The organism is Porphyromonas gulae DSM 15663 (genome assembly GCF_000378065.1).
In the GTDB taxonomy this organism is placed as follows: domain Bacteria; phylum Bacteroidota; class Bacteroidia; order Bacteroidales; family Porphyromonadaceae; genus Porphyromonas; species Porphyromonas gulae.
Map to the genome: position 1 here is coordinate 1 of NZ_KB899157.1, position 13968 is coordinate 13968.

General features: G+C 48.5%; 8 protein-coding genes and 2 pseudogenes. 9 read left to right on the plus strand and 1 reads right to left on the minus strand.

Annotated elements, in window-relative coordinates; translation table 11 throughout:
• Together F452_RS10710 and F452_RS13280 are read left to right on the plus strand one after the other, a co-directional pair.
• Positions 1-187: pseudogene (locus F452_RS10710) on the plus strand (IS3-like element ISPg5 family transposase); the annotation flags it as partial.
• Positions 188-354: 167 nt separating this feature from the next.
• Positions 355-420, plus strand: a pseudogene (locus F452_RS13280) (DUF1661 domain-containing protein); the annotation flags it as partial.
• A 171-nt stretch (positions 421-591) separates the two neighbouring features.
• Here the strand turns inward: F452_RS13280 and F452_RS0104560 are convergent.
• Positions 592-1320 carry a carbonic anhydrase family protein gene (locus tag F452_RS0104560; RefSeq protein ID WP_018965057.1) on the minus strand — a complete coding sequence of 243 codons (729 nt, stop codon included), beginning with the start codon at positions 1318-1320 and terminating at the stop codon, positions 592-594.
• A 302-nt stretch (positions 1321-1622) separates the two neighbouring features.
• Between F452_RS0104560 and F452_RS0104565 the strand changes: the two genes are divergently transcribed.
• The 7 genes from F452_RS0104565 (at position 1623) to F452_RS10715 (ending at position 13901) form a co-directional block, all read left to right on the plus strand.
• Positions 1623-2690, plus strand: coding sequence for a BF3164 family lipoprotein (locus tag F452_RS0104565; RefSeq protein ID WP_018965058.1), 1068 nt, complete (start codon positions 1623-1625; stop codon positions 2688-2690).
• Positions 2680-3828, plus strand: a complete 1149-nt coding sequence (locus F452_RS0104570) for a BF3164 family lipoprotein (protein ID WP_235317522.1) — start codon at positions 2680-2682, stop codon at positions 3826-3828. Before F452_RS0104565 ends, F452_RS0104570 begins: the two co-directional genes overlap by 11 nt.
• Before the next feature lie 153 nt (positions 3829-3981).
• Positions 3982-5022, plus strand: a complete 1041-nt coding sequence (locus F452_RS0104575; protein ID WP_026292182.1) for a TolB-like 6-bladed beta-propeller domain-containing protein — start codon at positions 3982-3984, stop codon at positions 5020-5022.
• 18 nt (positions 5023-5040) lie between these two features.
• The gene (locus F452_RS0104580; protein WP_026292183.1) at positions 5041-6141 is read left to right on the plus strand and encodes an efflux RND transporter periplasmic adaptor subunit; all 1101 of its coding nucleotides are present in this window, start codon (positions 5041-5043) and stop codon (positions 6139-6141) included.
• 34 nt (positions 6142-6175) lie between these two features.
• The gene (locus F452_RS0104585; protein WP_026292184.1) at positions 6176-9247 is read left to right on the plus strand and encodes an efflux RND transporter permease subunit; all 3072 of its coding nucleotides are present in this window, start codon (positions 6176-6178) and stop codon (positions 9245-9247) included.
• 94 nt (positions 9248-9341) lie between these two features.
• Positions 9342-10715 (plus strand): TolC family protein, encoded by a 1374-nt coding sequence (locus F452_RS0104590; protein WP_050563583.1) that lies wholly within the window; start codon positions 9342-9344, stop codon positions 10713-10715.
• Positions 10716-10754: 39 nt separating this feature from the next.
• Positions 10755-13901, plus strand: a complete 3147-nt coding sequence (locus tag F452_RS10715; protein ID WP_018965064.1) for an efflux RND transporter permease subunit — start codon at positions 10755-10757, stop codon at positions 13899-13901.
• Positions 13902-13968: the final 67 nt, after the last annotated feature.

The window sequence follows — 13968 nt, forward strand, 5'->3', positions numbered from 1 at the left end:
GCGCATGTACAACGAGGCGCGTCCACATCAAGCTCTAAGGGCGAAAACGCCTATGCAAGTCATTACACCGGAGTCTGAAAATCCCTTACTGGCAAGGATCGAACATTGGCCGGAGATTGCCCCCGAGCTATACCGAAGAATGAATGTCAGACAAAAAGCTAACTTTGCTCGTGTCAACCGAAATTAGACCTAAGGGTAAGGGCTGTCAACCTAAAGTAGAATTATAGAAAGAACCAGTAAACCAATTGTAGAACGATCCCGCCCAACTGTCAACTTTTTTCAGTACACGTCAATGGTTCCGGAAATCCTGAAAACACGCGCGTAAAAAATTTCGTTTTGGCGTGAGAACAAAAAAATTCTCGCGCCAAAACGAAAAAAATCTCGCGCCACGTTTTGCGGAGCCATACTCGACAAAATTGACGAACGATACTCTCGTGTGCTATAAAACATTGACAGTCGATATAAAAGAGGCACCCGCCTGAGTTCGATTGTGAACTTCGGCGGGTGCCTTATCCGTTTGCATTGGGATGAGAGGGATTCTACATCCTTATGCGATTATATTCCTCTTATCGGAGGGAACCTATGCCGGTTTTAGAGGAAGTGTACTTTACCGGTGGACATTTCGTAGATGGCTCCGCAGATCTTGATCTTACCCTCATCTTCCAGTTTCTTGAGGATCGGACTATCCCGACGGATTTCGTCCATGGTTTGGATCACATTTTCCTTGACCACTGCATCGGCGAACTCCTTGTTGGCATAGGTGCGCTCACCCGTGTACTGAGTAGCTTCGACAGAGGGCTTGATCTCCTCCATCAGAGAAGTAATGTTGCCCATCTCGACTCCTTTGATAGCAGACTTGATGGCACCACAGTCCTGATGCCCCAGCACGAGCAGCACTTTAGAGCCCGACACTTCGCACGCGTATTCCAAACTGCCAAGCATATGGTCGTCTACGACATTGCCGGCCACACGACCGACGAACAGGTCTCCGATCCCCTTGTCGAAAATGTATTCCACCGGTACGCGGCTGTCGATACAGGAGAGGATGATGGCTTCGGGGAATTGCCCTTCGAGACCGGCCACGGCTTGAGCATTGAGGTCACGAGGGAGCTGTTTGTTGGCCACATATCGGGCATTGCCCTCCTGCAAGCCTGTAAGAACAGCTTCGGGAGTCAGTCCTTGCTGAATGTCTTGCGTGAGCACCTCGCTGATCCGTTCCTCTACGGCGGCGGTAGGAGTGTCGGATTTGGTCTGCGTAGTTTGGTTGCCACATGCTACAAGCATTGCCATTGTAGCAGAAAACAAAACGATCTTCTTCATAATCTTTTCGTTGTTAATGATGAATGAATAATGTTAAACCTTACCTGCATACTATGATGAACACTGTCGGGATTTCCCCAACTCATTGTTTGATAGTCATATAGACGCTCGGTACAAACATAACATTTTTCCCTTATTTCGATCGATTACAGAAGATTACGCGGATTCCGTACTTCTCCCGAGGTCTTTCATCCGGCAACACCCGGATTTTTTTGATCAACGTATACGATACATGACCTCTCGCACGTTTCTTTAGCAAAGTACGATCAAGGGCTAATCTATTTTTCAAACCTCATATAACGATGAAACAGAAAACACCATCAGCCGTATTCACTTTGCTACTTGTCTTTACAGCCTTTCTATCCATTCCGGCTTGTGGCCGTCAGAGTGACAAACCCAAAGAAGTCCTCACCGTGCAAGATTTCGGCTCTCCCGTGGAGCTTGTCCCTATCCAAAGCGGCAACGTTGCCAATGACCGACGTCTCTATGGGCTAACAGATTGTGATGAATACCTGTTAGCCTATACATCCGGCGAAACACATGCCATTAAGCTGATACGCAAATCGGATTTTCAGGTGCAGGATTCCATCTGTCCTCTTGGAGAAGGGCCGGAAGAATATCTTGGATTAGAAATTTGCAGGTACGACTATTCCACCGGTAATCTGTTCGTTCTGGAGTCCGATAAATCTCTTTTGAGAGAAATCAATATCGATGAAAGTGTACACACAGGTAGCACCGTAGTCAAAGGAGAGCGTTCGTACGCAAAATCAGGCAGACGTTTGTGGAGTTTATATGTCGCTAATTCGGGCAGACAGTTGGCTTGTACAATAAACGATGGCTCTTTTTCTTATTACGAGATACAGCCGGGAGAGCCAATAAAAGAAGAGCACCTGCGCTCGGCTCCGATAGAGCTTGCCGAATCACTCAAGCCGAATACCCCATACATCACGCAGAGTCTTTCGGCCTTTAATCCCGAAAAAGGAGTTGCTTTCGTCTCTTATGCCAATATGCGTCGATTCGATCTTATCAGCGTAGAGAAGGGCTTGCTGAATACACTCTACTTCAATGAGAAGAAATCGGCTAATGAAACCGCTGAAGCAATGAGCGAAATGTATCAGTGGTATCCTTGGGGGATCGGATCTACTAAAGAACATATCTACCTGGGTTATGCATTGGAAGAGAGGAAGAGCGAGGAGGAAGAGTTGGAACAGACACATATCCTCGTATTCGACTGGGAGGGCAATCCCGTCAAGCATCTCGTACTTCCAATTCCGGCAAGGAGTTTTACCCTAAGCCAAGACGGCAAGAAGCTCTACACCCTAAATGAAAGCGAAACCGAGCTGAACTCCACCAGCGCGTATGATATTTGACATCTCACACGTTTCTTCAACACAAGACAATAAAGAACCAATCTATTTTCAAACCTCAATAACAATGAAACAGAAAAATCCATCAGCCGTATTCACTTTGCTCCTTGTCTTTACAGCCTTTCTATTCATTCCGGCTTGTGGCCGTCAGAGTGACAAACCCAAAGAAATCCTCACCGTACAAGATTTCGGCTCTCCTGTGGTGCTTGTACCTGTGCAAAAAGACAGCCTTGTCGACAAAAGTTCTTTATATGGGCTGACTGATTGCGGGGATTATCTACTGACACGAATGTCTTCCGATGATACCCATGCCTTTAAATTGATACGTAAGTCTGATTTTCAAGTAGTGGATTCTATCTGTCCTCGAGGGGAAGGACCGGAAGAGTTTCTTCATCCTACGGATTGCGAATACAATTACGCAACAGGCAATGTGTTGATCTTGGAATCGGACAAATCCCTCTTGCGAGAAGTTAATATTGACGAAAGTCTGCGTACAGGCAATACCGTAGTCCAAGGACAGATTTCATACAGGAAATGTGGCAAACGTATTCAAAGACTTTTTGTTGCCAATTCAGGGAAGCGGTTGGGTTATATTTTAGAAGGTGATTATTTTTCCTATTGGGAAATACGGCCGGAGGAAATATTAAATGAAGAGAACTTGCGCTCAACGCGGATAGAACTGGCCGAACGATACGAACCCAAGGTTTTATATATGACGCAGAGCCTTCCAACTTTTAATCCAGAAAAAGGAGTCGCTTTTATTTCTTATTACAATATGCGTCGGTTCGATCTTATCAATATAGAGAAGGGCTTGCTGAATACGTTCTACTTCAATGAAAAGAGGACACCCGACGAATCTGCAGAAATGATGGAGAAAATGTATCAAAGTTACGCTTGGGAGATTGCATCTACTAAAGAGTATATTTATTTGGGCTATGCATTGGAAGAGAGGATGGATGAGGAAGAAGAATTGGAACGGACACATATCCTCGTATTCGACTGGGAAGGCAATCCCGTTAAGCATCTCGTGCTTCCAATTCCGGCAAAAAGTTTTGCCGTAAGTCAAGACGGCAAGAAACTCTATACCCTAAACGAAAGCGAGACCCAACCGAACTCCATCAGCGTGTACGATATTAAATAGGGAATTTCTCATTTATTTTTTATACCTTTCGGGATACGTTTGAATAACGTACAAAAATGATGTGTTTATGAATATCAAAACCAAACCGAGTATTTTGATTCTTAGATTTAATCCATCGAATCTCAAGTGTTACGGATTACGTTTGCTATGCATATGTTGAAAGAAATAAAAGGAAAATACATCCTATTTGCTTTATTGCTCCAAACAGTGCTTTTTTCATGTACAGCTAAACCTGAGGTGGAGGAATTAGTTACTGCCGAGGACTTCACTATGGGAAGCCTTGAAGGAGGGGTAAAATTTGTATTGCCGGATTCTTTGTTTACCGCCTATGCATTGGATGATGTGGGCGATTATTTGCTTGCTATGGTGCCGGACAGGCCTTATCACTATTATCTACTTGATAAGGCTGATCTCTCTATCGTGACAGGATTGTGCCCACAGGGAGAAGGGCCGGAAGAGTATTTGTCTCCCAGTGTCACTTACAATGCGGACGAGAATACACTGACTCTGATGGAACGAGATAGATCGAGACTCTCCATAATAGATATTGCTGCCAGTGCGGCTCAGAAAGAGACTGTCGTGGAAGCGCAAACGAGTTTTGCGAAAACAGGGAAAGCCGTATTTCGTGTATTTGGCACACGTTCACCCTATCCAGCTTATATCTTGGAAGGGATGACGTTCGGGCTGTATTCGCTTGTGCCGGACAAGCAGTTGCAAGAGACCGATCTGTTATTGACGCCTGTGAGGTTACCCGAATCTCTCCAGAGGGCATCGCTTTATATGACGCAAACTACACATGTATATAGTAGCATTAAGCATACCTTGTTTGCTGCCAACCTCTACTTCCCCCGTATAGATCTGATCGATACGGAAAGCCGTGGGGTCCGCAACTTTTATCTTAACAGCAAAATTGAACCGGAGAAAGCCGCAGAAGGAGATAGGGTTTCCTATGTATGGGGAATAGCAGGAACAGAACGATACGTGTATGTGGGTAGCACTAATCGCCCAAATGCGATGATGGGGGATTGGGAGCAAAAAGAAATCTACGTATTCAATTGGGAAGGACGCCCCGTGAAGCGATATAAGCTTCCACGATCGGGTAGTTCTTTTACTGTCGACAATCAAGATAGCAAGCTCTATGTGCTGATTCAGGACGAAGAGGGAACAGAGGTCTACAGATACGACATCAAATAAGAAAGTACAAAAAAAGCCATGCAGCTATCCGGATACAGAGTAGTATGGTTGCCATTTATATTCTTGATGGCACTGAGCGTAGTAGGATGTAATGGTGGCAAGAAAAAGACTGCCGATACATCATCAGGTGAGGATATGGAACTATTCACCTCGGGTGGAGATACCATCGATGTGCAGATCACCGAACTCAAGCTCGGGCCTTTCGACAGACAAATAGTGAGCCATGGAAAACTGCGTGCTCACGAAACAGCTGTCTTGCAGTTCGAGGACAGCCGGCAACCGCTCCATCGGCTCTATGTCCGCAACGGGCAGCATGTAGTGCAAGGGCAAAAAATAGCTGCCATCGACGATCGTAGAGCTTTGCTCGAGGTGCAAAAGAGTGAAGACGAATTCAAGCAGCGCGAGCTGGATTTGCAGGATGTATTGGTCGGCATGGGTTATTCTCCCCATGACAAATCCGATATTCCTGCGGACAAATTGGCCCTGGCCTGCATCAAAAGCGGATACAACATAGCCGAAAGCAACTACGAACAAGCCCAACTCCGACTAAAGCATGTATGTCTGACTGCACCCATCAGCGGTGTGGTCGCCGATCTGCATGCACAGGAGCATACCATACCCGAATCCGGCAAACCCCTCTGTCGCATCATCGGAGACAGTGGTTTCGAGGTAGTCTTCGAGGTGTTGGAGAGCGAGCTTAGTGCCATCCGAACAGGTGAACGAGTGGAAATCCGTCCCGTAGCTTTGAGGGACGTAACGGCCGAAGGCGTTTTACAAGAGATCAATCCTTCCGTAGACGATCGTGGTATGGTACAGGTATCCGCCGGCCTGGGGAATCCTTCCAAGAGCCTTTTCGACGGCATGAATGTAGAAGTACGGATCAATCAGCGTATGGAGGAGCGTATGGTAATTCCTAAGAGTGCCGTGGTACTCCGTTCGGACAAGCCGGTAGTATTTTCCGTTCGTAATGGCACTGCTGCATGGAACTATGTGGATATAGAAGCTGAGAATGCCGAGAGCTATTGTATCGTAAGCAAGACGCTCAAGCCGGGTGAGATGATAGTTGTAGACGGCAACACCAATCTGGCACACAAGACTCCTGTGGCACTCCGCCGATAGAGAAGAAGACTAATCGTAAAAGCTCCATACCTACGTGATACGCTTTTTAGTCAAGCATCCCGTCTCCGTCATCATGTCCTTCCTCCTATGTTTCATATTAGGAGTGGCGGCTTATTTCTTCTTGCCGGTTTCCCTACTTCCGGACATCGCTATTCCGGAGATAACGGTCAGGATCGACAGCCCGGGACATTCGGCAAGAGAGATAGAAGATGCAGCAGTCAGTCCACTACGCAACCGCCTGCTCCAAGTAGGTGGGCTGTCGGACATCAGGAGCGTAAGCAGGGATGACCATGCCTTCATTCGCTTAAGGATGAATTACGGAGTGGATACGGATCTTGCCCTGATCGAAGTGAACGAGAAAGTGGATGCAGCTATGGGAGCACTCGGCAACAGGATCAAGCGTCCCGTTGTGCTCAAAGAAAATGCCTCGGACATCCCCGTTTTCTACCTGAATATATCCTTGCGCGATGGCGCTGACGAAGAAGTCGGATTCCAACAGCTAAGCGAATTCGTGGAAGAAGTGGTTCGCCACCGTTTGGAGCAACTCCCCGAAGTAGCCATGACGGATATGACCGGCACCGTAAGCAGAGAACTGAGGATCATCCCGGATCGTCCGAAACTGCTCTCTCTCGGCTTTACCCTTAGCGATATAGAGGGGGCTATAAGAGGAGGCAATTTCTCTGCCGCGCAGATGCAAATAGAGGACAGGCAACTGGTCTTCAGAGTGAATCTGAACAACAAGCTCGGCAGTATCGATGACATACGTACACTATATGTCCATCATGGCGATCGCTTTGTGCCGCTGCACATGTTGGCAGACATCCGCGAAGAGGTAGCACAACCTCGTGGCTACTCCATCATAGACGGTAGGCGTGCTATTTCCCTTGCAGTGATCAAGCAGTCCGATGCCTCGATGCAGAGTTTGCGCAAGGCCGTATCGGTATTGACAGGTGAGCTGCAGGCGAAGCATCCCGATATGGTATTCGACATCAATCGGGATCAGACGGAACTGCTGGATTATACGATTTCCAATCTGTCCGGCAGTCTGCTGATCGGCTTCTTCCTTGTCTGTGCAGTGACGCTCCTGTTCATGGGAGATTTTCGCTCTTCGGCGGTGATCGGCATCAATATGTTCGTCGCGCTGGTATGCAGCCTGTTCTTCCTGTACCTCTTCGGCCGAACACTGAATATCATTTCCCTGTCGGGGCTGATCATGGCATTAGGATTGATGATAGACAACAGTATAGTCGTCACCGATACGATCACATATTACCGCCGAACGGGACTGTCTACCGAAGATGCCTGCGTGAAAGGGACAAAAGAGGTAATCACCCCACTCCTCAGTTCGGGACTCACCACCATAGCGATTTTCCTCCCCCTTGTATTTCTTAGTGGAGTGGCCGGCGTGTTGTTTCTGGACGAAGCCATAGCCGTTTCCGTCGGGCTGTTCACTTCGTACATAACAGCCATCATCCTCTTGCCGGTCAATTACAAACTATTCTATCCCTTCGCCTATCGTGATAGAAAGGAGACATTGTTGTATCGTATAACGACTGCATCCAACACGGGCCTCAATCGATTCTACGATTCGGGACACTCCTTTTTTCAGAGGCATAGCACTATACCGCTGATCTTGTTCGTGGTAGCCATACCCCTCTGCGCCGGACTTTTCTTTTTGATCGAAAAGAAACAAATGCCGGCACTCCCTCACACAGAGACAACGGCTACCATCGACTGGGGAGAACCCGTAAGCGCGCAGTTGAATAGGCAGCGTAGCGAGGAACTGCTTGCCCGGATGCAACCCTTCCTGCGTCAAGGTGCTGCCTATGCCGGGGAACAACAGTTTCTATTCAATGGCAGCCAAGACATCGCAGATACCGAAACGGTACTTCATCTCAAAGCAGAGGACGAAAAAGGCATCGAGCGAGCAGAAGCAGAACTGCGCAAGCATATCGGCGGTAAATATCCTAAGGCACAGTTAGAGATAACGCCTGCGGCATCCATATTCGACCGCATCTTCGATACTCGCGAACCCGAACTGCTTGCACGCCTTTACCCTGCTTCGAAAGAGGAACTGACTGTCGAGAAGGTGCAGCAGCTCACCCGATCGATAGGTTCAGCCACGAAGGAATCGGCTGCTCCCATCCGCATAAGCGACCAAATAGATCTGTCCATCGACATGCGTCTGCTACACCTCTACGGCATAGATATGTCATCTGTGAAGCAAGCCTTGCAGACGGCTTTTCACCAAAATGAAATCATCGAACTGACGGCTTCCAAGCAGCATCTGCCCGTCATCCTGACGGACAAATCGCAACCCATAGAGGATATTTTGCGAATGACCTTCGTTCGGGGTTTTTCCCCGGACAAGAAAAGCGAGTCCTCCATTCCACTTGCATCTCTAATGACCGTAAACCGGAGCAAAGGGCTGAAAGAGATTGCAGGAGGCAAGGGCGGTGAATATCTGCCATTGGCCTATGAGAGTCCGAACAGACCGGAGAAAATTATGCAGCAAACCCGGGACATCATCGATAAGGAGAAAGGCTGGCATGTAGACTTCGCAGGATCATTTTTCAGCAACAGGCAAATGCTTCGAGAGCTGAGCTTCGTTTTGCTGCTCTCTCTACTGCTCATGTACTTCATTTTGGCCGCTCAGTTTGAGAGTTTGCTACAACCTGTAATCGTCCTGATGGAGATACCGATCGATATAGCTCTTACCCTGCTTGTTCTTATACTCACGGGCAATACGCTCAATCTCATGAGTGACATCGGTATCGTAGTCGCATGCGGGATCATCGTCAATGACTCCGTTTTGAAACTCGACATGATCAATAATCTGAGACGACAGGGTATGCCCCTCCAAGAAGCCATCCATACGGCAGGAGCGAGACGGCTCCGCTCCATCGTCATGACCAGCTTGACCACAATCATTGCCCTGGTGCCCACGCTCTTCGCTTCGGACTTCGGCTCTTCGTTACAGAGACCTCTGGTTATCGCTCTTATCAGTGCCATGTTTTTCGGCACACTCGTCAGTCTTTTTGTAATTCCGCATATTTATGCTTTCATCTATAGCAAACGCTCGCATGAGATCAGTGAAGAAAAGTAAGCTCTCCCTTCTATTCCTCTTGTTTTGTACTCCGCTCTTGGCTTGGGGACAGAGGTCGGGTGTACTACAAGTAAGCATAGATGACATAGTGACAATGAGTCGACACAATACCCCCGGGGAACAGCAAGCTCGCAACCGGTTTCTGTCCGAATACTGGACATACCGCCAATTCCTTGCCAACCGAAAGCCACGGGTTTCTCTCGAATCCATACCAGTTTCTTACAGCAGGAGCTACATCAAACGATACAACTCTGCATTGAATATAGACGAATACCGCCCATCCACCACTTGGAACTCTTCGGTAGGGATCAATTTGGAGCAAAACATCGACTTCCTTGGCGGTACTTTCTCTCTCAGTAGCGATTTGTCCTACATGAAGAATATAGGAGATCCCGGCTACAAACAATACAATGCCGTTCCCGTAGCTATCAGATACAGCCAAAGCCTACTGGGATATAACGAATTCAAGTGGGAGAAAAGACTGGCTCCGCTGCGCTACAAAGAAGCTGACAAGACCTTTGTCAAAACGCTGGAAGAGAACACCTACAAGATACTGGCCGCCTACTTCGACGTAGCTATGGCAAAAGAAGAATATGCCATGGCTATGGAAAACGTGAGCAATAGCGATACGCTCTACAGACTGGGGGAAAAGCGTTTTGCCATAGCCTCCATTTCCAAATCGGACTTGCTGGCTCTCAAACTCGACAAACTCAATGCAGGCAACAGCCTGCTACATGCCCGAACGGCACTCAGAAAGAGCTATTCTTCTCTGATCAATCTATTGGGCTTGCCGGAGGATACCGAAATAGATCCGATGCTGCCTGCATCCGTACCTGAACTCAGGATCTCGCGAGAGCAGGCAATCGAATCGGCACGCAAGAACAATCCGGAGCTATTGCAGGCCACGAATAATCTGATCCGGTGTGAACAATCGGTGACAAAGGCATCATTGGAGCGATGGTTCAGTGTAGACTTATCAGCCGGTATCGGCTTCAATCAGGTGTCGGAAGCCTTCGCCGGTGTCTACAAACATCCGTTGCGACAAGACATGGTCTCCATATCTCTGAGTATTCCTCTCATCGACTGGGGCATGAAAAGAGGGAGATATAATATGGCCAAAAGCGACTACCGCGTAGCTCTATCCGACATGCGATTGAAAGAAACAGATCTCCTCCGCGACATAGCCATCACCATCGACGAGATCGAAATGGAGACCGACCTATTCAAAGCCGCAGAGGAGGCTGTGCAGCTGGCAAAGGAGTCGTACTCCTATGCCCGGGAGCGATTTGTCCTCGGCAAAGGGAGCCTGAACGATATGCTCTTGGCGCGAAGCAGAAATGCCGAGGCTCGCAAAAATGCGATTCTATCGATGAAAAACTTCTGGCTCAGCTACTACAAACTAAGGATGCTGACGCTGTATGACTTCATCGACGGACTGGATCTGACTGCACCCGTATCGGAAGAGTAGTCACCGGGCGATCGAAGAAAAGGAGAAGAGAAGAAAAAGATGAAAGAGTCTGCACGCAAAACCTCTTCATTCACCGTCATAGTCGTCTTCGTATGCTTGACGTTGATAGGACTGGCGTTGGGCAGCCTGCTTCCTGTCAAACTCCATCCGGATCATAGTATGCCGGAGCTAACGATCTCTTTCAGTATGCCGAAAGCATCGGCCTCTCTGGTGGAATCCGAACTTACCTCTCCTCTTGAAAAAGCTTTGTCCGGTGTTGCTGGTCTTACGGGCATATCCTCCCATTCGAGCGATGGGATGGGTGTGATACGGTTGAGATTCGACAAATATGCGGATATTGAAAGAGCGCGTTTCGAGGCCTCTACCCGTATCCGTTCGATCCGGTCCGAATTGCCTCATACGGCCGGCTATCCCACGATTCGCACGGGGCGCACCTCCGACCAAGATGCCAAAACCGTTCTATCCTATTCCATAGGCGCACCTCATGCCTCCTCGGATATTGAGGCAGAAGTGGACAGACACATCCTTCCTCTGCTCAGGGAGGTGGATGGTATAGGCGACATCATTCTTACCGGCGGCCGGAAACAAGAGTACCTTTTGGCCTACGATCCCGAACAAATCAGAGTCTTAGGGATCAGTCCCGATGACATAGCTACGGCTATCGGCTCGCACTTTCGAAACGATTTCATCGGTTTGGCCGGAATACCCGACTCCGTCGGAGGAGAGAGCCATATCCGCATCCGCCTGTTAGAAGAGGCGAACGACACTTTCGATCTCTCCCGTATTTTCGTTCTTGCCAAGGACAATTCTCTGATTCCGATCAGTCGGCTGCTGACGGTAAGACAGAAAGAGATTCCCCGACGGGAATATTACAGAGTAAATGGGCTGAATAGCATCTATCTTCGAATCCTATCTTCTTCGTCCGCCAATCAGATAGCACTCTCCAAGCAAATAGACCGAATCATGGATGATATCCGAAGGGAACTTCCTCCAGGTTATCGGATAACCAAACTTTTCGATTCGGCCGAGAGTATCACCCTGGAACTGAACAATATATTTGTGCGATCCGGTATCACCATCCTCCTCCTACTGCTGTTCACACTGATCACCACGCGCAACGTGCGCTATATGGCTACGGTGACCATCAGCCTGATCGCCAACGTAGCCATAGCCTTTGCTTTCTATTACCTTTTCGGCTTGGAAATACAGCTATATACGCTTGCTGCCATTACGATCTCTTTGAGTTTTATCATAGACAACAGCATTGTCATGATCGAGCACCTCCTTCGGAGAGGCGACAGGTCGGCCATCACAGCCATATTGGCGGCTACGCTTACTACCGTCTCGGCTATGATTATCGTCTTCTTCCTGCCCGAAGCACAGCAGAAGAACCTCGGAGATTTTGCTCGCGTCATTATCATCAACCTCTGTGTATCCATCATCGTAGCTCTCTTCCTCGTTCCGGCCCTGTTCGAACGTCTCTCTTTCTCTTCCCGACGAACAAGTCGCTCCCCACAAAAGAAAGTCGGAACCATTCGTATGCTTTCGTTTTACAGCACTCTCTCCTCTTTCTTGTATCGACGCAGAAGATGGGTTTTCATCGGATTTGTCTTCCTCTTCGGTCTTCCCCTTTTTCTGCTTCCTAAAGAATTAGAGGGCGGTACCGACTTAGCCCGACTATACAACGATACGATAGGCTCTACTGCTTACAGGAAAATCCGCCCTTATACTGATGTTGTATTGGGAGGATTTCTCCGCCCTTTCCTCATGCAAATATCCTCCGGATCGGAAAAGAAATGGGAGAAGCCCGTGATCCAAGTAAATGTGAAAATGCCGGTAGGCAGTACCGCCGATGCTACGAACGAGTATGTGACCAAGCTGGAACGATTCCTCGCTCAAGCCAACGGGATTTCTTACTTCGAAGCCTCGGTGACAGGGGAGAGAGCGGCATCGATCGGCATCCATTTCAAAGACAGCCACGCTCAAGGCAATTACCCTTACGATCTGCACCAAGGGCTCGTCGGTCGGATATTGAGTATCGGGGGTGGTTATTGCAGGACGTATGGACTGGAAAATGTGTCTTTCAGCAACATCCGTGAGAAAGAATACGGCTCGAATGCTATCAAGCTCACGGGGTACAACTACGATGTCCTGCTCGCTCAGGCACGACTCGAAGCTACACGACTGTCCGCCAAAGCGGCAATACGCAATGTCAGCATTGCTCCGAACCGCTACTCTCTGTCCGAGGAGCAGGAGCTACACCTCAGCCCCTATGGAGGAAGTCATGCGTCTCACGGCATCAGTCCGCACGACTTGGTGGCGGCCGTCAATGAACAGAGCCGGACGGAACAGCCTCTGCCGGAAATCTTCCTTGACGGGCAGCCCGTACAATTAGCCATGGCAGCACGAACCTACCATGCCGGCAGCAAATGGATGCTGGAGAATAGCCCCTTATATGTCGGAGGCAAAACGATAAAGCTCAAAGACTATGGCGAGATGCAAGTAGTGCCACAACCGCAAGCTATCGTGAGGGAAAATAAGAACTACGTCCTGTACCTCTTGTACGATCACATGGGTACATTCAGACAATCAGAGGCTTTCAAAGAAAAGGAAATACAACGGCTCAATGCCGAACTACCCATAGGATACAAGGCGATGGAGCCGGAATACGAAGAATGGGAGGATGAGAGAGGACGGTCGATTTGGGCTTTGATCGGCATTATCGTACTGATTTTCTTCATCACGAGTATTCTGTTCGATTCTTTGTACTACGCTTGGGTCGTAGTCAGCATCATTCCCATCTCATTCATAGGCATCTTCATCGTTTTTTCGGCCTTTCGACTTCCCTTCGAGGAGGGTGGTTTCGCAGCCATGATTCTCCTCTGTGGGATAACGGTCAATGCATCCATTTATCTGATCAACGACTATCTGCACCAGTGCCGCAAGCATCCTTCCGTCACCTTCCTCGACGCTTATAAGCGCGCCGTCTGCAACAAAACGTTCGCCATAGTGCTGACAGTAGTGTCCACTATTCTCGGCTTCGTCCCATTCGTCGTCGATCGGGGAGCTTCGCTCTTTTGGCACTCGCTTTCGATGGGGGTGATATTCGGACTGCTCTTCTCTACACTGATGATCTTCCTGATCCTGCCCTGTTTCTTAGGTCGGGATGGAAAAGTATTAAGGTAAGCACGACAAAAGACTGCTAACAGGCATTGCCATCTTCCGGCACAAACTTGCCCCGAATTGCAGGACG